We start from the raw sequence: 23,709 nt of genomic DNA, 5'->3' as shown, positions 1-23,709 counted from the left end.
TTACTAACCACAATAACTATTTGTGGTATTCTTGATCAACAGTTTTGGCAGTTAAACCAGTAATGTTTTGTTTTTGTGGAGTGAAGAGTCCAACAAACCATGCAATGAACATTGATGATAAGAAGGATACACAAGAAACCATAAATGGTGACATGCCCTTTGATTGAACATAGTAAGTTAGCGCTGCACTAACAATTAAGCCAGTAACGGCACCAATGGTATTGGCCCGTTGGGTGAAAATCCCAGCAGCAAAGATTCCAGCAATTGGTACACCAAATAAACCAGTAAATGCTAAGAAGAGGTTCCAAGTTTGAGATTGATTACCAACTAGCAGGTAAATGGCCATCAACAATCCGAGAAGTCCGGCAATTAAAATGACGATTCGTGCCAATTGAACATCACTGATGTTCTTGAACTTTTTATCAAAGAACCGTTGCTTGAAGTCTGTAATTGCACACGCTGAAATCGCGTTAAGACTGGAAGCGATGGTTGATTGAGCAGCAGCAAAAATTCCAGCAATGATCAAACCGGCAATTCCGGCTGGAACTTCTTTGATAACAAAGTAAGGAACGACAGCACTGGTGTTAAAGCCCTTTGGCAGACTTGCTGAATGAAGATAGAAACTGTAGAGAATTGTACCCATTCCATAGAAAATTGGAATCGTGATAAATGCTAACAAACCATTTGTCCAAAGTGACTTAGCAGTTTCTTTCATTGAAGAAGTAGTTTGGTATCGTTGAACAACGTCTTGACTACCGGTGTACTGGTAAAGTGAGTTAAAGACGGAACCGGCAAAAATTAATGGAATGAATAATTTCAAGTTGTGTGGGTTCCAGTTAGCGGCAGAGTAAAGTTTGTGATGAACGGCAACGTCATGTGCAACCGTTCCAAAGCCGCCTTTAATGTAGTAAACACCGATGAAGATTACTAAAAGTGCTCCTCCTAAAAGAAGGAAACCTTGAATAACATCTGTCCAAATGACACCTTCGATACCACCTAAGAAGGCATAGATGATACATAATCCACCAACGAACAGAGCAATTAAAATTGGGTTGATGGATGAAACGGAAGTAATTGCAAGAATTGGTAAGTAAATAACAATGGCAATCCGCCCTAAGTGGTAAAGCATGAAGAGTAAACTACCTAAAACCCGCATGATCGGACTAAACCGATCTTCCAGATATTCATAAGCGGTGGTAACTTTTAATTTTCTAAAGAACGGTACATAGTACTTAATTAAAATTGGAATAATTAAGATAATCGTTAAGTTCCCGAAAGAGTATGACCAGTCGGTAAGAAATGCTTGTTCAGGAGTAGACATAAATGTAATTGCACTTAACGTTGTAGCATAAATACTAAAACCAGTTGCCCATGCCGGCACAGAACTGTTTGCCTTAAAGAAGGCATCAGTATCTTTGCTGGCCCGTTTGGTAAAATAGGCCCCAATCAGCAGCATGGCAAGTAAATAAACGAGCAGGACCACCCAGTTAAGGGTCCCAAATCCAGTTTTTTGCATAATTAATCTAATCGCCTTTCATTATTTTGACTGTTAATGTTACGTTGAATAAAAATTTTTAATAAGAGTGGCGCAATCAAGGTGGTGATCACAGTGACGAGAATCAGTGCAGTAAAGTAGCTTTTATCAATTAATCCTGACGATAATGCGACTTTAATGACAACAAGCGCCATCTCGCCACGTGAAACCATTCCAGCACCAACAATGTTTGATTCCCTCCAGTTTAGATGGAACAATTTTGCACCTAATCCACAACCAATCTGTTTTCCCAGTACGGCAATGATGATCAAGCTGATGATGAATAGGAAGTCGTTACCAATTCCTTTAAATGTGACTTCCAAACCGATACTGATAAAAAATACAGGAGTAAAAATAGCATAACCAATTGGTTCAATTTTTGGACCGAGTGCTTCTTGATAGTCGGTTTGTGAAATAGCCAGGCCTGCACAGTAAGCACCCAGTACATCACTCATTCCACATTTAACGGCAATTGCGGAAAAGCCGAAACAAATGATTAGCGCAGCAGTTGGTAAACTTTCACTAATGCCCATTTTGTCGAAAATTTTCAAAAATGGCGGAACTAGGTATTTACTGATTACCAAGATAATGATGAAGAATAATACTTGAGGAACCACCATCGAAAGCACTTCGCCACCTAACGAGGAGGCCGAGTGATTGCTAACCAGCTGGACACTGATTCCCAGGAGAATGATACAGATAATGTCGTCAGCTACAGCTGCTCCTAAAATGATTTGACTTTCACGAGTTGTGGAATATCCCATTTCACGTAAAACTTGGACGGTAATACTAACGGAAGTAGCGCTGAGTACTAATCCCATGAACGCAGCTGTTTTGACATCAAAACCAAAAGCATAGTGGCAGAGTAAATAAGCAGTTCCGGTTGGGAAAATGACCCCAAGTGTTGCGACCGTGAGTGATGGCGCCCAGTAGTGTAGTAATTGACGAAGATCTCCTTCAAGACCGGCAATAAACATCAGCATGATGACCCCGATATTTGAAAAATAATGGATAAACATAGTGGGGGTTAAAATATGAAAGACCGCGGGACCAATCAAAATCCCGGCGATTAATTCACCCATGACAGGTGGTAATCCGATTCTTGAAGAAAACTCAGAACACAATTTGCCAACCAGGAGGATTAATACAATTTGAAGTAAATAGTTCATTGATCAATCACCAGTGGATTGTAAAAGCTGATTAACTTTAGCGATTTCACTATCCAGTTGTTGAGCTGTTGGAATGTTGTATTCCAAAAATACTGGAACACGATGTGGCACTTTATTCGTTAACTTTTGCCAGTCTGTATCACCATCATCAAGCATCGTTGTGTCTTGATCCTTGATGTTTTTCAGATGGAAAATTGTGATAAATGACTGTAATTGATCCATCGCTGCTTGTGGGTCTTGATCGATCCAATACCAGTTTCCAGAATCAAAAGTGTACCCAAGATGACCATCAATGGAATCCAAAAAGTTAAATATCCGTGGTACTTCACCATGAGCATTTGGTTCATTTTCAACCGAGATCGTAACGTCATTAGTAGGAATCTCGTTAATGAGCTTTAAAGAATCACTAGTTAAAGCACCATAATCACCTAAACTAATTTTGAGATTGCGGATGCCGTATTTTTTAGCCATTGCAATGTAATGATCTAGGTTAGAATTTAACTCACCATCGTTAAATAGAGTTTCAGGAATGGAGTAGTAAAGTCCCCAACCGTTTTTAACTGCCAGATCACTAATTTTGTCTAGTTCTGCTTCACGGCTTTCGTCTTTAAAAAACTCACCGCGGACTTCAACATTATCAATTGGTTTGCCAATTAATTGTTGAAGAACATCATATTGGGAATGACCTGCATTCATTTCATCCAAAAAAACGGCAGTATTGATAGATACCTTCATTAAAGACACCTCTTTAGGTAATCGCAGGAAATAAAAAAACACACAAACAAAGCAGCCGTTATTCCATTAACGGCGCTTAATTTGTGCGGTTGAATTGTTGATATAAAAAACTATTACAATTTACACATTAACACAAAAAGCAATAATTGTATACGCTTTCATTCGAAAAAGGGTGAAATTGCTCCAAAAAGTTGGGCCTGCTCTTTTAGGATGGGCGCCTGAATTTTAGTGTGCGCAAGGCCAGCGGGTAAGTACTTATTAACATTAGATTGTAATTGCTGTATGAAGAAATCACCTTGTTGACTAACAGCGCCTCCAACAATAATTATGGCAGGGTCAAGCAATAAACAAATGGTAGCGAGATGTTTACTGATCTTCTCACACCAATTAGCGATGATTTGTTTAAATTGCAGATTTCCTTGACGAGCTTTTTCAAAGGCCTGGGGCACGGTAATACTAAACTCTTTTAATTCTTGTTCTAAAGCGAGTGTTGAAAATTCACTTTCAAAAGTTGTTTGATTACGAGGATTGTAATTTAAATAACCAACCGAATTTGCTAGTCCATGGGAACCATTTAAGAGGTGACCATTAACGTAAAATGCACCGCCAATTCCGGTGCCTAGCGCAACACAATAGATTGATTGGTTGTGCTGATAATTACCGCGGACAATTTCACCCATTAGTGCAGCATCCACATCGTTCATTACGTGAACTGGAAGCTTGGTTTGATCATGGAGAATTTGACGAATTGGCGTGCCTTGATAATCACTAATGGTAGGACCAGCGTAAATAATATCTCCGTCTTTGCCGACTCGTCCTGCTGTACTAACCCCAATTCCAGCTATTGAGAAGTTGTTGCTTGCTTCCTGACTAACTTGTTGGAGTGTTTTAATGATGGTTTGGTGGTGGTTATGATTAGTAGGACATTTGCCACGAGTTAAAATTTGCCATTGTTGATTAATAACTGCATATTTAATTGACGTACCGCCAATATCGAAAGCTAAATAATTAGTGCTCATAATTCCCCAAAATCCTTTCGTTTTATTATAAAACGCTTTCATTGTAGCATGAAATAGTCACAGTTGAAAAATAAATTATCAACTCAAAATACTTTAATATCAATGCATAAAAAGAATATTGAAAATGATTATCGTTAAAATAAATTGCAAAAAATATTTTTAAAGGGTATTCTTAAAGTGCGGTTGAAAAAAGAACTATTACATATTTGTTGATTCGTTTTTACACAAAGGATGGTTGAAATGACTAAAAAATTATATTCCGCACTTTTAACTTCTTTTAATGCTGACGGTTCTCTAAACGAAAAAGGGACTCGTGAAATTGTCCGTCATAATATTGATGTTAACCACATTGATGGTTTGTATGTTGGCGGAAGCACTGGTGAAAACTTTATGCTCCAGACAGCAACTAAAAAACGTATTTTTGAAATTGTCAAAGATGAAGCCGGTGACGATTGTGATTTAATTGCGCAAGTTGGCTCAATTGATTTACAAGAATCTAAAGAACTGGCTAACTACGTTGTTAACGATTTAGGATACAAGACGATTTCTGCAGTTACGCCATTCTACTACAACTTCAGTTTCCCAGAAATCAAATACTACTATGATGAGATCGTTAAAGATGTCGATGCTAACTTAATTGTTTACTCAATTCCAGCATTAACTGGTGTTTCACTCTCATTAGATAACTTTGCTAAACTTTTTGAAAATCCTAAGATTATTGGAGTTAAGTATACTAATGCCGATTTCTTCTTGCTAGAACGGCTTCGTAATCGGTTCCCAGATAAGAAGATTTTGTTTGGAACTGATGAAATGCTATTGCCAGCATTATCATTAGGGGTTGATGGTGCCATTGGTTCAACTTATAACGTTAATGCAGCTCGTGCACAATCTGAAATTAAAGCTTTTGAAGCTGGTGATATGAAGAAGGCTCTTGATATTCAACACCAAACTAATGACTTGATTTCTGCAATCTTGAACAATGGTTTATATCAAACTATCAAGTTATTACTTCAAGATATGGGAGTAGCAGCAGGATACACCAAAGAACCAATGCACAAGCCAACTCCAGAAATGGAATCAGTAGCTCATGACATTTATAACAAGTATTTAAAGAACTAAAGAAGGCAGTATTATATGAAAAATAATTTTCTGGAAGCAACCAAAGGGAATTTAGTGGTTTCCTGTCAAGCTTTGCCTGGTGAACCGCTCCATAGTTCATTCATTATGGCACGGATGTCGCGGGCAGCTAAACAGGCGGGAGCTGCAGCAATTCGTGCAAATTCTGTAGTTGATATTCAAGCAATTCAGGATGAGGCCCACCTGCCAATGATTGGTCTTGCAAAGGTCGACTATGATGATTCACCAGTGTACATCACACCGACGATGAAGGAAATGCGGGCGGTAGCAAGTACTGGTTGTGAAGTAGTTGCCTGTGATGTAACAGGGCGCCCACGTCCTAATGGTGAAAAATTAGCTGATATTGTTACACAAATGCGGAAAGAATTTCCAAATACACTGCTAATGGCTGATACTGACTGCATTGATAGTGTTAAAATTGCTAACGATTTGAATTTTGATATTATTGGTACAACAATGCACGGTTATACTCCAGCTACTGACGGGATGAATATCGCTGATGATGATTTTGCATACCTCAAAGAAGTTATTAAAACAGCGCAACATCCTGTAATTGCAGAAGGTAAGGTTGACCGTCCTGAAAAGGCTAAACGTTGTATTGAATTAGGGTGCCATGCTGTTGTGGTTGGTGGAGCGATTACCCGCCCACTTCAAATTGCAACCGGGTTTGTAAACGCCCTTAAATAATTAGTAAGGAATGATTATGAATGTCTGCACGTTTTATGGAACAAGTCGAAAATCTTTTTATTAACCTCCCTCGACAGGAAAAGAAAGTAGCAAAGGTAACTTTACAAAAGCCAGCTGCAGTGCGAAAGATGAACATTACTGAATTAGCTAAAGCGGCTGGTGTTGGGGTTGCTACAGTGAGTCGGTTCACTAAACGCGTTGGATGCAAAAACTTTGCTGATTTTAAACTGGCATTAGTGACGCCAGATACAATGCAACGGGAAACTGAAGACAGTGTTTCAACGCCTAATGACATTCATAATTATTATCAAAAAATTCTTTCAGAAACCATGGCGATGGTGTCGACAAAACAGTTGCGACAAGCTGCTAATTTAATTCATGATGCAAAACGAGTCTACGTATTTGGAATTGGGAGTTCCGGTTACAATGCTCAAGAATTTACGCAACGACTATTGCGAATGGGAATTGCGGCATTTGCAATGACCGAAAGCAATATGATGACCATTGCGAGTTCCACCATGTCATCAGATGATTTAGTGATTGCGTTGTCTGTATCAGGAAGTACACCAGAGGTTTGTTCTGCAGTGCGTGATAGTCATAAAAATGGAGCAACGATTATTTCTGTAACAGCTTTTCGGAATAGTCTATTGGGAAAAATGAGTGACATGATTTTTCAAATTAAAAGTACGGAACTAGTCGGTGACTATGACTTTATTAATTCACAATTTGCAGTGACTTATGTAATTGACATGCTGACCCAAATTTTGTTGAAGTTTCCTGATTTTCGTCTAACCATGAACAAAACGGTTGAATCAATTTTAGTGACGAAAGAAAAAACCAATAAATATAGCCGTCATTTGTAAGACGGCAAACTCAATGCGAAAGGAATTTTCGAAATGAATGTAATTGTTGTCAAGAATGCTCAAGAAGGTGGCAAGGAGGGATATCAAATTTTTCGGCAGGTAAAGGACCGGGGCGGTAAAGTTTTTGGTCTCGCTACCGGAAGTACTCCGCTGACGACGTATCAAGAGTTATGTAATAGTGATATTGATTTTAGCGATTGTACATCGATAAACTTGGATGAATATGTTGGTTTGGGACCCAACAACGACCAAAGCTATGCATATTTTATGAAGCAAAATCTGTTTAATCAAAAACCATTTGCGAAATCATATATTCCAAATGGACTTGCGCAAGATATTGCTGAAGAAGTTGCTCATTACGATCAAATTATTGCTGACCATCCAGTGGATTTGCAAATCCTAGGAATCGGTCGTAATGGTCATATTGGTTTCAATGAACCTGGTACCCCGTTTGACAGTACCACTCATGAAGTCCACTTAACTCCTTCGACAATTGAAGCTAATTCACGCTTTTTTGATAATCCAGACGAAGTGCCGCGGTATGCACTATCTATGGGAATGGCTTCCATTATGAAAGCTAAACACATTTTATTAGAAGCGTATGGTGATGCTAAGGCAGATGCAATTGCTAAAACAATTGAAGGGCCTGTTACTGAAGAGGTTCCTGCAAGCATTTTGCAGAAACATTCAGACGCAACGCTCATTATTGATGAAGCAGCAGCAAGTAAGTTACATGGGCAGTATTAAGGAGTTTATTAATGCAAACTGTAATTAAACATGCAGATATTTATACTGGAGAAGATACAATTAAAGATGGCTATATTCGCTTTACAAAAAGCGTATTAGCAGTGGGTCCGATGATTGAATATCAACCAGAAGCCACTGATGAACAAATAATTGATGGTCATCAAACAGTAATTGTACCGGGATTTATAGACGTCCATAGTCATGGTGGCTATGGGATTGATACGATGGATGGTGACCCTGCTAAGCTAAACGAAATGGTCCATCAAGTTACCAAGAATGAAGGTGTAACCACGTTCTTTCCAACAACCGTGACTCAGTCTGTTGAAAACATTAACAAGGCAATGGTTGCTATCAAAAAGGCTGCAGCAGAGAACCCGGTTATTCAAGGAACCCATTTAGAGGGACCATTTGTATCAGCAGAATATAAGGGGGCGCAACCGGAAAAGTATATTCAAGATCCTGACTACCGTCTTTTGGATCAATGGAATGAACTTGCGGGAGGCTTAGTCAAAATGATCACGTATGCTCCTGAAAAACCAGGGGCACATGAATTAGAACAATATTGTTTAACTCATAATATTGTTCCTTCAGCCGGTCATTCCAGCGCTACTCGTGAACAAATGAAGCATTCATTAGCAAGCCATATTACGCACCTGTACAATGCCCAACGGGGAATGCGACACCGTGAACCCGGTCTAACAGGTGATGCATTAATGGAAGATAATCTCTATACAGAAATCATTGCCGACGGTTTCCATGTAGTCCCGGACATGATTCGGTTAGCATACCAAATTAAAGGTCCCGATCGGATGGAATTAATTACTGATTCATTGCGAGCCAAGGGAATGCCAGAAGGAATTTCAGAACTTGGCGGGCAAAAGGTAATTGTTAAAGATCACCAAGCACGTTTAGAGAACGGGCATTTAGCTGGTTCTGTTCTCCAATATAACTTGGCCTTCCAAAACGTTATCGACTTTACAGATTGTGGTATTGCGAATGCAGTCAAAATGTCATCAGTTAACCAAGCGCGTGAATTTGGACTCACCACTAAAGGTGGACTGACAGTTGGAAAAGACGCTGATTTGAATATTTTGGATCAGAATCTTAATCTCAAATCAACATATAGTTATGGTCAATTGGTAAAATAATTAATCAACACACTCCTTTAGAACAAATAGGGCCTAGCTTTCGGTTTAGCGAAAGTTAGGCCCTATTTGTTGTATTGCGCTGTTTTATTTTGTTAATAACTTCCAGAGCTTTTGTTGGTAAGGAGAAATGGCTTTATTATTTCTTCGTACGCATGAAATTAGGAATTCTGGTTTCTCGGTATCGAGTAATGGTACTTGAACAATGTCATTGGATGGAATCACTGCGAGACTAGTGATATAAGAAATACCGATGTTTTCTGCCACCATTGATTTAATAACATGCACGTCAGAACTTTTGTAAATCACTCGAGGACGAATATGATTGATTCTGGTCATTGTCTTGAAGGCTTGGTTGTGAACAAAACTTTCATCAAAGGTAATGAATTTTTCTTGAGTTAATTCTTTGAAATATACTCCAGTATCAGCCTTTTGGGCCAGTGGATGGTCCGGAGAAACGATGATATTAATCGGAAATTTCTGGATAGTTTGGCTAGTTAGATGCGGATAGTTAATGGGAACTAAGGAACCAAGAAGAGCAACATCAATATCACCATGACGTAGCATTTTCAGCAGTTCGGCAGAACCCTGTTCATAGACTTCTAGTCGTGGCATTAAATCCATTTTCATCATTGAAGGGGTTAAAGGTGGGAAAAAATAGTTACCGATGATCGGAGGAAGACCAAATAAGATCTGCTCTTCTTTGGCATTAGCAATATCTTTAGCAGCCACTTCCAACTCATTGAGAATGGATTGAACATGCTGGTCGAACTGGAGGCCATTATTAGTCACCGTTAATTCATGGTGGGATTGGTCACGGATGAAGAAAGTGGTGTGAAATTCTTCCTCTAATCGCTTCACGGCATTTGTAATAGTCGGCTGACTGACGTGAAATTCTTGCGCCACTTTTGAAAAATTTTTTAATTGGACAAGTTTGTGATAATATTTTAAATCTTTGATATTCAATTTAAAGCACCTTTAAATCAACGTTTTCTTTTGTCATATAATTATTTTTTATTATAACACTACTATTTGACTATAATTTAATGCGACTTTTACAATGAACTGCGTAAACTGATAGTGATCGATATGAAAAGAGAGAGGATCTTATAAATGACAAAAGCAATGGACATTTTAAACAATCCTTACCTTAACAAGGGTACTGGATTTACATTAGACGAGCGTCAAAAGTTAGGTTTAGTAGGAGCACTGCCTGCTAAAGTACAAACATTACAAGAACAAGCCGATGAAACGTATGCTCAATTTAAGACTAAGCCAAAGGGCTTACCTCAACGGCAGTTCTTAATGGAAATTTTTAACACTAATCGGACCCTGTTTTTCTATCTGATGGGGCAACATATTGTCGAATTTATGCCAATTGTTTATGATCCGGTAATTGCAGAATCCATTGAAAATTACAGCAATATTTTTGTACAACCACAACAAGCTGCATTCTTATCAGTGGACGATCAGGACAATATTAAAGCCGGCTTAAAAAACGCAGCGGATGGTCGTGATATCAAATTAATCGTAGTAACTGATGCTGAAGGGATTCTTGGTATTGGTGACTGGGGTGTGAATGGAGTTGACATCGCTGTTGGTAAGCTAATGGTTTATACTGCTGCCGCGGGAATCGATCCTTCACAAGTTTTAGCAGTCTCCTTAGATGCTGGTACTAATAACCAGCAACTTTTGGATGATCCATTATATTTAGGTAATCGTCATGAACGGGCAACGGGAGAAAAGTACTATGCGATGGTTGATAAGTTTGTCCAAGCTGCTCGTGAATTATTCCCAGAAGCATTACTCCACTTTGAAGACTTTGGCCGGGACAATGCTGCTGTTATTCTTAACAAGTATAAGGATGAAATGCCAGTATTCAATGATGACATTCAAGGAACAGGAATTATTGCACTAGCAGGTGTATTGGGAGCTCTGAACATTTCTAAAGAGAAGTTAACAGATCAAAAGTTCTTAACTTTCGGTGCTGGTACTGCTGGAATGGGAATTGCTCAAATGCTTTATGACGAGATGGTTCGCCAAGGGGCGGATCCTGAAGAAGCTAAAGAGCATTTCTACCTAGTTGATGTTCAAGGATTATTATTCAGTGATACCCCAGGATTAACACCAGAACAACGGAAATTCACACGGAAACGCAGTGAATTTACTAATGCTGATGAATTAACCGACTTACTATCCGTAGTGAAGGCAGTCCACCCAACAGTAATGATTGGTACTTCTAAACAACCGGGTGCATTTACAGAAGATGTTGTTAAAGAAATGGCGGCTCATACTGCACGACCAATTATTTTCCCAATTTCTAACCCAACGAAGTTAATCGAAGCAATGCCAGCTGACTTAATTAAGTGGACAGACGGTAAGGTCTTAACAGCAACTGGTATTCCAGTGGAAGATGTTGAATATCAAGGAGTTAAGTACAATATCGGACAAGCAAATAATGCTTTAGTATACCCTGGAGTTGGTTTTGGGGCCATTGCAGCTCAATCTAAAGTGGTAAATGAAAAGATGCTTGCTGCGGCTGCCCATGCTCTTGGTGGCATTGTTGATCCAACTCAGCCCGGTGCTGCGGTCTTGCCACCAGTTGCTAAGCTAGAAGAATTTACTACGAAGGTATCTGAAGTAGTAGCACAATCTGCAATTGACCAAGGCCTTGCTGGAAAAGGAATTACTGATGCACAAAAAGCCGTTGCTGATTTGAAATGGGAAGCAAAGTACTAATTTAAATCGCAAAGGATAAGAGAGGAAGATTAACAAATGTCTGTATTCTTAACGTCAGTATCCAGTGTGGTTGAAATTGTTTTAATCATGGCATTAGGGTACATTTTAAGACGTAACAATTGGTTTGCTGATTCTTTTGGTGGTAACATCGCTTCATTAATCACTAAGATTGCGTTACCAGCGTCAATTTTTATGAGTGTAATGAAGTACCTTACTAAGGATAAATTAATGGGACTAGGAATTGGAATTATCTTTCCAGCTCTCGCGGTCATCGTTAGTTATTTAGTAGCTTTTCTTGCTGTGAAACTATTTAAGATTCGTCCAGGACGGCGTGGTATTTTCATCAATGCGGTGGCCAATGCCAACACGATTTTTATTGGAATGCCATTGAACACTGCATTGTTTGGTAACAAAGCAATGTCATACTTCCTGATTTATTACATTGTTAATACTGTGTCTACTTGGGCATTTGGTGTTTACCTGATTCAAAACGATGACCCAACAGCGGACGGCAAGAAGGAACGAGGAAAAATCAATTGGGCCAAATTATTGCCAATGCCATTAGTTGGTTTTATCTTCTCAATCATTTGGTTATTGATTGGGATTCCGGTTCCTAATTTCTTAGGTCAAACTTTGACGTACGTCGGTAGTCTGGTGACCCCATTATCATTGATCTATATTGGGATTGTTTTATATGATGCAGGACTCAATAATTTCCGGTTTGAACGGGATTCCATTTTGGCGTTGATTGGGCGCTTCATCATTTCACCATTAGTTTTAATTATTTTAATTAAATTTGGAATGGGCTTAGGTGTTCATTTGCCAAGCCTTATGCGCCAAACACTGGTGGTTCAATCAGCTACCCCAATGTTAGCAGTCCTACCAATTCTGGCTAAAGAAGCCCACGGTGACGTAAAGTATGCTACAGACGTCGTTGTGATGAGTACTGTTTTATTTGTGGTTGTTGTCCCAATTCTGATGGCCATTCTCCAATTCGTATAATAAGTAATTTATAATTTCCTAATAAAGACGGCAGAAAATTTCTGCCGTCTTTTTTATACGACACTTTTAAATAATGTAATAGTATGATACTATTCTCTTGTTAGTTTTAAAATGGAACATATTTAAGAAATGTTCCATTAAGATTAGGAGGAAAGTTACAAATGACTGAAATTACGAGAACGGAGCGTGACTTTCAACGCGCTTTACTGCATTTGCTCGCAGATCATACTTTCTTATCATTATCTGTGGAACAGATCTGTCAAGAAACGATGATGCACCGTAGCAGTTTTTATCGTTATTTTGACGATAAGTATGACCTGTTAAAGCACACTGTTAATACTAAAATTACAAATTTAATTGACGAAAGTGATTCTTCCGAAGATGAGCTAGAAAACGTTGTTGACTACCTATGTTCGCATAAGGATATTATGCGTAACTTGGGGACTAGTCATTCCAATAGTTCTCTTTATCCAACGATGGTCACCATTTTGGCTGATATCATGTTGACGCGGTATGAAAATGGGGTCAATGACCGATTGATAAAAACAATTGGAACGTTCGATAATCCTGAAACCACGGCCTATATGCTCAGCGCTAGTATTGTCGGGGCATTTTATTGGTGGCGTAATCAAAATTACGAAACTTCTAAAAAGACGATAATCAAGCAGGCAAATAAATTTATTGAATGGCTAACAACCAAATCAAATTTAAATGGTGATTAAATTGAACAAGATATTAAAAAATAACAGTTTAGTGAACATCCTATTAATAATGGTAGCGATTCTGGCTCCACTAATGTATAGTCTGTTTTTCATTCAGTCAGTATGGGATCCCTATGGTGGGGCAAAGCATTTGCCAATTGCAGTGGTCAATAAAGATATTCCCGCTAAATACCAAGGGAAAGTATTAAATGTGGGACAACAGACCGTTAACCAGCTAAAGAAAAATCATGAATTAAAATGGGAGTTTGTGTCACCTCAAGAAGCAAAGTCTGGTATGAGCCATCACCAGTACTACACGGTTGTTACCATTCCACAGGACTTTTCTAAAAATGCCTCTACGGTAATGTCGAAGCACCCTCGCAAAATGGAACTGCACTACCAAACCAATGACTCTAAGAATTTCTTAGCACGCAGTATTAGTGATGTTGGTATGAGTAGTTTAAATAGCCAAATTCGTGCTTCAGTTACAAAAGCATATGCCACCGCTATGTTTGACCAATTGCATACTCTTGGTAAGGGAATGAATCAAGCGGCAAGTGGTGCACACCAAATTAGTGATGGGACAATGACTCTAGCGGATGGAGCTAACCAATATTTTGCCGGTGTTTCTAAAGTTAATCATGGGGTTCAACAACTTCAAATGGGAGTAGCTCCACTAGGTGCAGGGGCAACTCAATTAGTAAACGGCAGTGCAAAATTAGCTGCAGGTGTGAATCAATTTACAGGTGGCACAAATGCTTTAGCAGCTGGACTGCAATTACTGACGGCTAAGATTCCGGAATTGAATGGTGGAATTGACCAACTCCAGGATGGACTGAATAGCTATACCAATGGGACTAAGCAGTTAAGTGCTGGTTTACAACAAATTAGCAACCAATCAGGTCAATTACGGAATGGCTCTCATCAGTTGAATATGGCAACGGGTCAATTTACTGCCTTGAATAATGGTAGTCAGCAAATTTCTAGCAATGTCGCTAACTTTAATAATGTTCTTCAGTCTAGCCATTTAATGGAAACTCTTGGCTCTGCCCAACAGTTAGGAACTGCAGCAGCTAGTTTGCAGAACCAATTGGGACAAGTTAATCAAATGATGGATTCGTTAAAAGGATTAGATGCTAGTCAATTAGCAGCAGTTGGTAATGCTGTTAATAACATCGGTCCTTCCTTAACTTCAGGTTTAACAAAGATTGGCGGGAACGCAGAAAATAGTGCTACCACGGCAGCGCGGTTAGCGCAAACTGTGGCAAGTGATGCTAACGCTAGTGCTGCTACAAAGGCGGCTGCCAACAGCGCCGCACAATCAATTGCTGGTAATGTTAATGATACGAAGTCACAAATCGGCAACCTACAAAATGTGATGAAAGGGATTGAAGGGGCTCAATCATCTCTTGCACCAACAATGCAAAAATTACAATCATTACAACAAGGAATGCCGCAACTATCAGCAACATTAACCAATGCTCAACAATTATTAACACAAACGAATGCATTAATGGATCAGCTTAATAGTAACCAAGCTTTAATTGCTGCAATGCCTGGACAAATGCAACAACTAACTAATGCAACCCAACAGCTAAGTAATGGGACAGCTCAGTTGGCGCAAAGTTCAGGAATGATTAATACTTTTGCCAATGGTGTTGATCAATACACCAGTGCAGTTGATCAAGCTAATCATGGTGCACAAAAGCTATCATCAGCAAGTGGACAATTAACTAGTGGTGGTCAACAATTGAAAGCAGGATGGTCACAATATGCTGCCGGCATTCAGAAAGCAGGTGATGGTGCTGCATTATTAGTTGCCAATTCACCAGCATTAAATTCTGGTGCAGCACAATTAGCTACTGGCTTAGGACAACTAGGAAGCAAGGTTCCTGCATTAATTAGTGGCGTTAATCAATTGGCCAGCGGTACTAGTCAGCTGGATGCTAACTCACCGAAACTAGCTTCAGGGATTGCCCGCTTAAATGCTGGAGCTGGCACGTTAGCCAGTCGCTTAAGTGATGGTGCAGATCAGGTGAACAGTGTTCACACTAATAACAAGACAGCTGGCATGTTTGGTGCACCAACTAAGCTGACTCATAGTAGTTATAGTCGGGTTCCTAATTATGGACACGCACTGGCACCATTTATCATGGCGACAGGTCTATTTATTGGGGTATTGATTTTCACATTAGAATTTCCGTCCAATAAAATTCTGGCAAAAACATTTACAAAACAACAAATGCTTGCTCATGAATTTAAAATGGCACTCTTAATTAGTATTTTGATGGCTGCCGTGCAAAACGTTGTTTTAATGATGATGGGGCTGCATGTTCATGATATTCAAGGCCTCTTTACAATTACCATTATCTATACAATTGCCCAGATGGCCATTATGCAATTCCTAACAATGGCGCTTGGACGTTTTGGAACAATTCTAGGACTGTTATTGTTTGTTGCTCAATTAGGCGGTGCCGGTGGGATGTTCCCAATGGAAGTCACTAATAAGTTCTTTAATATGATTCATCCAATCCTTCCAATGACGTATGGCATTAATGGTTTACGTCAAGTTATTACTGATGGGTTTGATGGTGCTTACTTACGGATTAATTTATTGATCCTAGTTGGCTACGCAGTTGTCTTCTACATTTTATTGCTGCTAATCGCCGGACATGGTTTGTTTAATGAAGAATGGAATGAAATTAAAACATCAATGCGAGAAAAATCTAATTTAAGTACACAAAAAGATTAGAAACTCGTATAATAAAAGGGCTAAATTAAAGATTCTCGGGATTCCCGGGAGTCTTTTTTCATGGAAAAAGCATGAGGAGTGGAATTAAACATGAGTAGTCAGGAAGTTCCTGCCAATCAGTATCAACATCATATGAAAATCGACTGGATGGATTTTGTTACAAGTGACAATATTACACCAGCGACTGAGGCTAATTTGGTCGAACGTGCTGTGATTGTCGGTCGAATCGGTATTATGATGCTGGCTTGTGGTACTGGTTCATGGCGGGTACGCAACTCAATGAATATTGCAGCCAGAACACTTGGGATGACCTGTTCAGCGGATATTGGCTTAGTATCAATTGAATACACTTGTATGGATGACCATCAAAGCTATACCCAGGCGCTCTCTTTGCCTAGTACGGGGGTTAACACTTCCAAATTAAATGCGATGGAACATTTTATGAAAGACATGGAAGCAGAGGGTGTTAGTTGGACAATTGGTGAGATTCATAACCGCTTAAATGAAATTAAGGCTTCTAAAGGTAACTATCGACCTTGGATGGTAGGGCTAGCTGCTGGTTTAGCATGTAGTGCCTTCGTCTTTTTGCTAGGCGGTGGACTAGTGGAAATGCTATGTTGCTTTATTGGAGCTACTTGCGGTAACTATGTTCGACGCAAAATGATTGATCATCACATGACATTATTTGCTTGTATTGCTGTAGCTGTGGCAACGGCATGTATAGCATATCTGGCAGCGTTCATGTCTGCCCGCGGTATTTTTAACGTCAATCCACGTCATGAAGCTGGTTACATTGGAGCAATGCTCTTCATTATTCCTGGTTTTCCATTTATTACGAGTGGCCTGGACTTATCCAAGTTGGACATGCGCTCGGGATTAGAACGAGGTGCGTATGCACTAATTATCATTACAGTGGCGACACTCGTGGGTTGGCTTGTTGCAATGGTCGTTCACTTGCGTCCTGAGGATTTTATTCCGTTATCCTTATCGCCACTTGCTTACTTATTGTTGCGGATTCCTGCCAGTTTCTGTGGGGTCTTTGGTTTCTCAATTATGTTTAATAGTAAGATTAAAATGGCTACTACTGCGGGCCTAATTGGGGCAGTCGCAAATACGTTACGTTTGGAACTAGTGGACCTTGCTAAGATGCCTGGTGGCGCTGCTGCTTTTATTGGCGCATTAACTGCGGGACTGCTAGCATCAATCGTACGTAAAAAAGTCGGGTATCCGCGGATTTCCATTACAATCCCCTCCATTGTGATTATGGTTCCAGGGTTGTATATGTATCGAGCTGTTTACAACATTGGACTAACATCCATTAGTAATGGTGCACTATGGTTGACACGGGCGCTTTTAATTGTGGTGTTCTTGCCGCTAGGCTTGATTGCCGCTCGTATTCTGACTGATAGTACTTGGCGTCATAATGGTTAGCGACTTTGCTAGGGGAGAAAAGCGATGCAAATAAAGTATCCAGAACAGCTAGTTGAACAAGTTCGTCAACGCATGGTTGGTCAACATTTAACGGGATTTGTGCCCGGAATGGGGCCAAAACACCCAAGAATAGTGTTGCTGGGAGAAGCACCAGGGCGTAAAGAAGCAGAAACGGGGGTTCCGTTTGTTGGCAGTTCCGGTAAAGAGTTGATGAAGATGATTGAGCTAGCGGGCTTAACCCGGGATGATGTTTATATCACTAGTGTGGTGAGAAGCCGTCCATTTTCAATCCGCCATGTTAAGGATAAAAAAACGGGTGAAATAATTGAAAAGCACCCTAATCGCACGCCAACCAAAAAAGAAGTTCTCGCATATGCACAGTTGTTTGATTGGAAAATTAAGACTGTTAACCCGCAAATCTTAGTACCACTTGGAAACACTAGCTTACAACGTCTTTTAGGGGCACAAGCGAATGTTGGTAAAATGCATGGGCAGCCTGTACAAACAACGATTCAAGAAGCGTTGCCTGATGATAGTGGATATCAAATGGGTGATCATCCATATTGGGTGTACCCAATGTATCATCCGGCAGCATACTTATATGCACCCCGGTTAGAGCCTACCGTCCGTGAAGACTGGCACCAATTTGGTAAATGGCTGCAACAAATTTAGTTCATGGGATTAAAATAAGTGAATAGGGAAGATTGTTAACGCTCATGAAAAGGCCTCGAGTATTCGAAATGTTCAGAATACCTGAGGCCTTTTTGTGTGCGATGAGCAGTCATTCCATCCAAAAACAATGCTTTTTTAGAATAGATGATTTACCATATAGGGTAAGATTGATTACTTAACTTTAGAGGAACAATTATGAGACATGAACGACGACTCAATCGCCAAGTTGTAAAGGAAATGGCGAATAGTATCAAAAATAGCATTAAAGATCAAAGAGAGTGCGGGAAAAGCCGTTCTAAAAAGGCTGCACTAGTAGAGTTAAGCCTGCAATTATCTGGATTTAAGCAAATGCTTCATGATCCGGCAAAATTGCATGATGAAATGATTAAACAAGCGGCAGCAGCTAAGCATCCGTTTGTATTGCCTAAAGATGTTGAGCAACAAGACGGTGTTGTTAGAAGGACGATTGCTGACTTGCCAGTGGTGGTTCTAAATGCCAATACCGTTAGTGATAAAGTGATTATTTTCTTGTGTGGTGGAGCTTACTTTCTTCAACCAACAAAAGATCACTGGCACTTTTTACAACGGTTAGGTGCGAAAACAAATGCTCAAATCATTGTTCCACAGCATGCACTGGCCCCTGCTCATCACTTTCAAACTGCATATGATCAACTGTTAGGAATGTATACTGCGATTTATCAAGACCAATCTGTTAATAATATTACCTTGATGGGCGATTCAGCGGGAGGAGGGCTTGCTGCCGGCTTTTGCGAATGGCTGGCTAGTCGTAATTTACCTCAACCACGTAATTTAATCTTAATTTCTCCATGGTTGGACTTGACCCTGCGTAATCCGTTAATTCACAAGTATACCGACTACGATGCAACGTTAGACGTGACAGGTTTGCGAACTGTTGGTCAATCATGGGCGGGAAATACGCCAACAGATGATTATCGACTCTCACCAATTAATGGTAATGTGGAAGCATTGCGAAATGTATTATTATTTGTTGGTACTAAGGAAATTATGTTTCCAGACGTCATGAAATTTGTAAAAAAATTGCGGGCAGCCGATGTAAACGTTCAATACCATATTGGACGGGAACTTTATCACGAGTATCCAGTTACTCCCATTCCTGAGGCTAATACGGCATTGAACCAAATTAACCGGTTCATAGTTAATGATTAATTATAAGTGCGGTACAATAGTTTACGAGGTGAATAAAATGAAAGTTGCAGTCGTTTTAGCAGATGGATGCGAAGAAGTAGAAGCATTAACGCCGATTGATGTCTTCCGTCGGATGAATATTCAAGCTGACATGGTAGGATTAACTCATCAGGATGTGATGGGTGCTCATCAAATTGCACTTCATTGTGACAAGGTTGTTGATGATTCATTGTTAGAATATGATTGTGTGATTTTCCCTGGTGGTATGGGTGGTGCACATGCATTACGAGATAATGACCAATTAATGGAATTGATGCAAAAACGTCAAGCAAATGGTCAATGGAATGCTGCAATGTGTGCAGCACCAATTGCTTTTGCGCGGTATGGTTTGTTAGATGGTCATGACTATACTTGTTTCCCAGGGATTGATCAAGAAACGAAGAAAGTGGCACCAACTGGACACTTTAAAGAAGACATCACTGTTGTGGATCCTAAAGGACACATTATTACTAGTCGTGGTCCAGCTACCGCAATGGCATATGCATTTTGTATCGCTGATACATTAGGATTAGATACCAAAGAAATTAAGCATCAAATGCTATATGATTTCTTGAAAAAGAACATTTAAAAGAAGAAGCTTCATGAAAAACCAAAACTTGTTTTTCATGAAGCTTCTTTTTAACTCACTAGTTTTTCCACCAAATAAACCAAGGATGACGGCTTTCTTGTTGGTCAATCCGTTGGTTCACTACACTCAGTAGTGCCAACATGGATTCAACAAGCGATGCTTTCTTACGAAAGACTGTATACTTTGGAAACCAGGATGAGGCGTATTTATCCTTATAATGGCGCAGTCCCTGGAAGCCATAAAGGTGATAGCCATATTCGTAAATAAAATGGGCAACTTTTTCTTCGATAAAACTATACTGTGACGAACCAACATTAGATAATGGTGCCATTCCCAAGTCAAAATACTCATAACCATGTTCTTGACCGTACTGAAACATAGATACAAAGATTTTATCCATAATTCCGGACGGGGCGTGATGACTATGGCGCATTAGATCAATCGTCAATAATTTTTTACTGCCAGTCGGCATTAAGGTCGCAAAGGCGACTAATTCGCCATCTGCCGAACGAACCAGGGCAACAGGTGCTTCATTGATATATTGAGGGGAGAAAAAGCCTAGTGAAAAGCCCTTTTCTACTTCTTTGCCGAGCCAATCATCTGAGACAGCCTTCATCTCTGACATTAGCTGGTTATCAAACGGGGGTTTTACAATCTCAAAAGTGTAGCCCTCACGATCAAATTTATGCATTAATGCACGTTGGGAACGTTGCTTTTTACCGGCTAAAGTAAAGTCGGCTAGTTTAACCCAACCATCTTCTCCAGTTTTCATGAAGTCAAATCCATATTCATGTAAGGTCAAAGTTGTATTGCTATTGACTTCATAGAATACCAATTGATAGCCGTATAAATCAGAATCATGAAGGAATTTTTGAATGGCTTGATCCTTTTTGGCCTGATTACCAACCGGGTCCCCCATAATGACTAACTTATCGTATTTTTTGCGGTACATAAAAAATAACTGGTCTTGACCATCTTCAGTATAGTAATAAATATTTTTGTCACGGAGCATTGCAAGGTGGCTAGTTTCATTACCACCGAATTCGTTAATGATATTAAGAATTCGCTCCTTATCTAGTGGTTGTTGACCATTAAATGGGTCGGCACCAGACATGAAGTAACGAATCATCAAGAACAGAATAGCAAATCCCAGGAGTAAACCAATAAACCCAGACAACCAAATTTTTTCACCTGGGAATAACAGAAATTGGGGAACGTTATGGTTTGATGAATAGTTCGGAGTATTGATTACACCAACGATGATATATAGAACCAAACTACCAACAAAAATGAGACTATCAATCATAAACTTTCCAAATGAATATTGGAGTTTTTTACGGTATGGAACATGACGCATTAGGAAGACTAATAGCAAAATAATAAATAGGAAGATAGTTAAGGAGATGGTTCCAAGGTTAATTAACGTATTGGTAATACCAATCACTAAAATGATTACGGTTGGCCAGTAGGCACGCTTGACCTTTGCTTGTAATCCACGGGCACAGGCTAACATTGCAATTGCAAATAAGATTGTAGTTAGTTGATGAAGAAAGAAGAAGGTAAAAGGATAAAAGCGTTGTAAGAACCGGTTACTATCAGTTAAATCTGGTACTGATGCGGCCAATAACATCAAAATCCCGGAAACATACATAAAGCAGGTAATGAGCCAATGGGCAACTTGCCGGGCAATTGTTAATGGAATATGGTCAAAAAAGTTATCAAATTGGACAAAGATATGGTGAATAAAGAAAATGGCACCTAAAATAATTGGCACAATGTAGTAAAAGACCCGGAAAAGGAGGAGCCAAACAATCGTGGTTGCTCTTGGGACTCCAAGCATAGTTAATTCAAACATCATCATGACATCAAAGGATCCAATTGCACCAGGTAACATTGAGACAACTCCGAGGATTTGGGCCACAACGTATAATGGGAAAACGGCGGCTAAGTTAGCTTTAACCCCCATTAAGTATCCGATAAGAATAAAGAATAATGCTACAAATAACCACTCAAAGGTGGAACTGAGTGTAATGAAGCCTTCCAAACGAGGTGTTAACCCTTGAAATAGTTTTGAGTCATGACGACGAGTAAAGAAAAATACAATTGGGAAATAGCATCCGCCAGCAATTAACCAGATGGTATAACGATTAAAGTCGCCGCCATCATGAAATCCATACATGATGATTAGAGCGATCCAGCATAGAATCGATAATCCTGATAAAAGGAACACAGCAATTTTAGCAATTGCTAGCAGGATTTCACTTCGGCGCGCCTCCTTACCATAAAAATATGCTCTCATGGTGGCACCTAACAGGCCCCCAAAACCAGCGATATTAGTAAGAGTATTGGTAATCCACCCACTTCTAAAAATGTAGAATTTGCTAAAATGACCAGGAAGCAAGTGAGTAATTGCAACATCGTAGCCAAGCATGGGAACTACCGCAAGCAGTCCGCAAATCGTCATAATGATAATGTTTAACAATGATTGCTGTTGAAGTCCATTACCAACAGCATGCCAATCCACATCCTTAAAGAAATTGCTTAGCGCAATGACAACGAAAATGACCACTGAAGCAATAAAAAGGGTTTTAAAGATCTTGGCATATTTATTCCAGATGTTTTGCAGTTTCTGGATTTTACTTTGCATGATTAAATACTCCTTCATAAAATTCAACACATCTATAATAAGATAACCGGTGGAGTGAAGCTAGTGAAGTTGGAAATTATCTAAGTATTTTTCAGAAAAAGATTGACGAGAAAAGAATGTTCACGTATACTACTAATTGTTGTTTAAATGGTCCGTTGGTCTAGTTGGTTTAGGACGCATCCCTGTCACGGATGAGATCACGAGTTCGAGTCTCGTACGGACCGTCATTATAATTTTAAGCTGGGTTTAGCCCAGCTTTTTTAGTATCATAAGGAGTCACTATGGAAAACACATGGGAGTATCAAGGATCAGAACCAATCAAAATCAAGCGTTATTTAAGCCAGTTAGGGATGGGGCATCGTCTATTTAACGACATTAAAAATGGTGATGGTGAATTAATGGTTGACCATCGAATAGTTCGACCGACCACCAAAATCTTACCTCATCAGACTTTAACGATTAAAGTAACGCCAGAGTTGGCAGATCCTACTGTTACAGCAAGTGAAAAGACATTATCCATTATCTACGAAGATAATAACTGGTTAGTGATAAATAAGCCCAGTGGCCTTGCTTCAATCCCTGGTCCTACAGAAGCGGAAGATACAGTTTTAAATCGGGTTAAGGGATATTTAATTCAACAAAAAGATGAGAATCAACGCCCTCATTTAATCACCAGGTTAGATAAGTATACCAGTGGGTTATTATTAGTAGCTAAGCATCGGGTGGCATCTAGCATGATTAGCCAGCAAGTTGAACGGCACACGATGAAAAAGTACTATCTTGCCTTAGTGCAGGGCAATGGACTTGAGAAGCATGGTTTTATTGAGAAACCAATTAAGCGGGTTGCTGGACAAGCTGCTAGAGTCATTGATCCATCAGGACAATCAGCTAAGACGGAATACTGGGTGCAGAAATATAATGATCAATATAGTTT

General features: G+C 39.6%; 20 protein-coding genes and 1 tRNA gene. 15 read left to right on the top strand and 6 right to left on the bottom strand.

Going from position 1 to position 23,709, the window contains the following annotated elements; genetic code table 11:
* Window positions 1–16 precede the first annotated feature (16 nt).
* The 4 genes from H5975_RS01945 to H5975_RS01930 form a co-directional block, all read right to left on the bottom strand.
* Complete coding sequence (locus H5975_RS01945) at window positions 17–1,516, bottom strand: sodium:solute symporter (protein WP_178660211.1); 1,500 nt, start codon at window positions 1,514–1,516, stop codon at window positions 17–19.
* Between the two features lie 2 nt (window positions 1,517–1,518).
* Window positions 1,519–2,703 (bottom strand): cation:proton antiporter, encoded by a 1,185-nt coding sequence (locus H5975_RS01940; protein ID WP_204784659.1) that lies wholly within the window; start codon window positions 2,701–2,703, stop codon window positions 1,519–1,521.
* 3 nt (window positions 2,704–2,706) lie between these two features.
* Window positions 2,707–3,438 carry a sugar phosphate isomerase/epimerase family protein gene (locus H5975_RS01935; protein WP_204784658.1) on the bottom strand — a complete coding sequence of 244 codons (732 nt, stop codon included), beginning with the start codon at window positions 3,436–3,438 and terminating at the stop codon, window positions 2,707–2,709.
* A 158-nt stretch (window positions 3,439–3,596) separates the two neighbouring features.
* Window positions 3,597–4,457, bottom strand: a complete 861-nt coding sequence (locus tag H5975_RS01930) for an ROK family protein (protein ID WP_204784657.1) — start codon at window positions 4,455–4,457, stop codon at window positions 3,597–3,599.
* Between the two features lie 240 nt (window positions 4,458–4,697).
* Here H5975_RS01930 and H5975_RS01925 point away from each other — a divergent pair, with 240 nt between their 5' ends.
* From H5975_RS01925 to nagA, 5 genes are read left to right on the top strand one after another with little or no spacing between them, the layout of a single operon-like run.
* Window positions 4,698–5,576 (top strand): N-acetylneuraminate lyase, encoded by an 879-nt coding sequence (locus H5975_RS01925; protein WP_204784656.1) that lies wholly within the window; start codon window positions 4,698–4,700, stop codon window positions 5,574–5,576.
* Between the two features lie 15 nt (window positions 5,577–5,591).
* Window positions 5,592–6,281, top strand: coding sequence for an N-acetylmannosamine-6-phosphate 2-epimerase (locus H5975_RS01920; protein ID WP_204784655.1), 690 nt, complete (start codon window positions 5,592–5,594; stop codon window positions 6,279–6,281).
* 20 nt (window positions 6,282–6,301) lie between these two features.
* Window positions 6,302–7,144, top strand: a complete 843-nt coding sequence (locus H5975_RS01915) for a MurR/RpiR family transcriptional regulator (protein WP_204784654.1) — start codon at window positions 6,302–6,304, stop codon at window positions 7,142–7,144.
* A 33-nt stretch (window positions 7,145–7,177) separates the two neighbouring features.
* Entirely contained in the window at window positions 7,178–7,891 is a 714-nt protein-coding gene (locus H5975_RS01910; protein ID WP_204784653.1) for a glucosamine-6-phosphate deaminase, read from the top strand.
* 11 nt (window positions 7,892–7,902) lie between these two features.
* On the top strand, window positions 7,903–9,039 hold the full coding sequence (gene nagA / locus H5975_RS01905; RefSeq protein WP_204784652.1) for an N-acetylglucosamine-6-phosphate deacetylase: 1,137 nt from the start codon (window positions 7,903–7,905) through the stop codon (window positions 9,037–9,039).
* 84 nt (window positions 9,040–9,123) lie between these two features.
* Here nagA and H5975_RS01900 read toward each other — a convergent pair whose 3' ends face one another.
* Window positions 9,124–10,002, bottom strand: coding sequence for a LysR family transcriptional regulator (locus tag H5975_RS01900; protein ID WP_204784651.1), 879 nt, complete (start codon window positions 10,000–10,002; stop codon window positions 9,124–9,126).
* A gap of 147 nt (window positions 10,003–10,149) precedes the next feature.
* Here H5975_RS01900 and H5975_RS01895 point away from each other — a divergent pair, with 147 nt between their 5' ends.
* The 8 genes from H5975_RS01895 (at window position 10,150) to H5975_RS01860 (ending at window position 20,128) form a co-directional block, all read left to right on the top strand.
* Window positions 10,150–11,775, top strand: a complete 1,626-nt coding sequence (locus H5975_RS01895; RefSeq protein WP_204784650.1) for a malolactic enzyme — start codon at window positions 10,150–10,152, stop codon at window positions 11,773–11,775.
* A 36-nt stretch (window positions 11,776–11,811) separates the two neighbouring features.
* Window positions 11,812–12,777 (top strand): AEC family transporter, encoded by a 966-nt coding sequence (locus H5975_RS01890; RefSeq protein WP_204784649.1) that lies wholly within the window; start codon window positions 11,812–11,814, stop codon window positions 12,775–12,777.
* A gap of 161 nt (window positions 12,778–12,938) precedes the next feature.
* Entirely contained in the window at window positions 12,939–13,499 is a 561-nt protein-coding gene (locus H5975_RS01885) for a TetR/AcrR family transcriptional regulator (RefSeq protein ID WP_204784648.1), read from the top strand.
* Complete coding sequence (locus H5975_RS01880; protein WP_428832674.1) at window positions 13,492–16,230, top strand: YhgE/Pip family protein; 2,739 nt, start codon at window positions 13,492–13,494, stop codon at window positions 16,228–16,230. The genes H5975_RS01885 and H5975_RS01880 overlap by 8 nt, the downstream gene beginning before the upstream one ends.
* A 90-nt stretch (window positions 16,231–16,320) precedes the next feature.
* Window positions 16,321–17,661 carry a threonine/serine ThrE exporter family protein gene (locus tag H5975_RS01875; protein ID WP_204784646.1) on the top strand — a complete coding sequence of 447 codons (1,341 nt, stop codon included), beginning with the start codon at window positions 16,321–16,323 and terminating at the stop codon, window positions 17,659–17,661.
* 24 nt (window positions 17,662–17,685) lie between these two features.
* On the top strand, window positions 17,686–18,333 hold the full coding sequence (locus H5975_RS01870; protein ID WP_204784645.1) for a uracil-DNA glycosylase: 648 nt from the start codon (window positions 17,686–17,688) through the stop codon (window positions 18,331–18,333).
* Between the two features lie 195 nt (window positions 18,334–18,528).
* Window positions 18,529–19,521: an alpha/beta hydrolase fold domain-containing protein gene (locus H5975_RS01865; protein WP_204784644.1), complete on the top strand. Its 993-nt coding sequence runs from the start codon at window positions 18,529–18,531 to the stop codon at window positions 19,519–19,521.
* A gap of 37 nt (window positions 19,522–19,558) precedes the next feature.
* On the top strand, window positions 19,559–20,128 hold the full coding sequence (locus H5975_RS01860) for a DJ-1 family glyoxalase III (protein WP_204784643.1): 570 nt from the start codon (window positions 19,559–19,561) through the stop codon (window positions 20,126–20,128).
* Between the two features lie 58 nt (window positions 20,129–20,186).
* On the opposite strand, the gene mprF is transcribed toward H5975_RS01860, so the two are convergent.
* Window positions 20,187–22,775 (bottom strand): bifunctional lysylphosphatidylglycerol flippase/synthetase MprF, encoded by a 2,589-nt coding sequence (gene mprF / locus H5975_RS01855; RefSeq protein WP_204784642.1) that lies wholly within the window; start codon window positions 22,773–22,775, stop codon window positions 20,187–20,189.
* A gap of 149 nt (window positions 22,776–22,924) precedes the next feature.
* On the opposite strand from mprF, the gene H5975_RS01850 reads away from it, so the two are divergent.
* Together H5975_RS01850 and H5975_RS01845 are read left to right on the top strand one after the other, a co-directional pair.
* A tRNA-Asp gene (locus tag H5975_RS01850) sits at window positions 22,925–22,999 on the top strand.
* Between the two features lie 57 nt (window positions 23,000–23,056).
* On the top strand, window positions 23,057–23,709 hold a 653-nt coding region (locus H5975_RS01845), incomplete at its 3' end, for an RluA family pseudouridine synthase (protein WP_204784641.1).

This window comes from Limosilactobacillus coleohominis, assembly GCF_016901675.1.
In the GTDB taxonomy this organism is placed as follows: Bacteria; Bacillota; Bacilli; order Lactobacillales; family Lactobacillaceae; genus Limosilactobacillus; species Limosilactobacillus intestinavium.
The sequence above is the reverse complement of the archived record's forward strand: the minus strand, read 5'-3'. Positions and strand labels throughout refer to the sequence as shown.

Coding starts and splice junctions, on each gene's coding strand:
- H5975_RS01870 (WP_204784645.1), top strand. CDS start 17,686: ATGCAAATAAAGTATCCAGAACAGCTAGTTGAACAAGTTCGTCAACGC.
- mprF (WP_204784642.1), bottom strand. CDS start 22,775: ATGCAAAGTAAAATCCAGAAACTGCAAAACATCTGGAATAAATATGCC.
- H5975_RS01865 (WP_204784644.1), top strand. CDS start 18,529: ATGAGACATGAACGACGACTCAATCGCCAAGTTGTAAAGGAAATGGCG.
- H5975_RS01875 (WP_204784646.1), top strand. CDS start 16,321: ATGAGTAGTCAGGAAGTTCCTGCCAATCAGTATCAACATCATATGAAA.
- H5975_RS01945 (WP_178660211.1), bottom strand. CDS start 1,516: ATGCAAAAAACTGGATTTGGGACCCTTAACTGGGTGGTCCTGCTCGTT.
- H5975_RS01890 (WP_204784649.1), top strand. CDS start 11,812: ATGTCTGTATTCTTAACGTCAGTATCCAGTGTGGTTGAAATTGTTTTA.
- H5975_RS01940 (WP_204784659.1), bottom strand. CDS start 2,703: ATGAACTATTTACTTCAAATTGTATTAATCCTCCTGGTTGGCAAATTG.
- H5975_RS01885 (WP_204784648.1), top strand. CDS start 12,939: ATGACTGAAATTACGAGAACGGAGCGTGACTTTCAACGCGCTTTACTG.
- H5975_RS01925 (WP_204784656.1), top strand. CDS start 4,698: ATGACTAAAAAATTATATTCCGCACTTTTAACTTCTTTTAATGCTGAC.
- H5975_RS01920 (WP_204784655.1), top strand. CDS start 5,592: ATGAAAAATAATTTTCTGGAAGCAACCAAAGGGAATTTAGTGGTTTCC.
- H5975_RS01895 (WP_204784650.1), top strand. CDS start 10,150: ATGACAAAAGCAATGGACATTTTAAACAATCCTTACCTTAACAAGGGT.
- H5975_RS01910 (WP_204784653.1), top strand. CDS start 7,178: ATGAATGTAATTGTTGTCAAGAATGCTCAAGAAGGTGGCAAGGAGGGA.
- H5975_RS01860 (WP_204784643.1), top strand. CDS start 19,559: ATGAAAGTTGCAGTCGTTTTAGCAGATGGATGCGAAGAAGTAGAAGCA.
- nagA (WP_204784652.1), top strand. CDS start 7,903: ATGCAAACTGTAATTAAACATGCAGATATTTATACTGGAGAAGATACA.
- H5975_RS01935 (WP_204784658.1), bottom strand. CDS start 3,438: ATGAAGGTATCTATCAATACTGCCGTTTTTTTGGATGAAATGAATGCA.
- H5975_RS01915 (WP_204784654.1), top strand. CDS start 6,302: ATGTCTGCACGTTTTATGGAACAAGTCGAAAATCTTTTTATTAACCTC.
- H5975_RS01930 (WP_204784657.1), bottom strand. CDS start 4,457: ATGAGCACTAATTATTTAGCTTTCGATATTGGCGGTACGTCAATTAAA.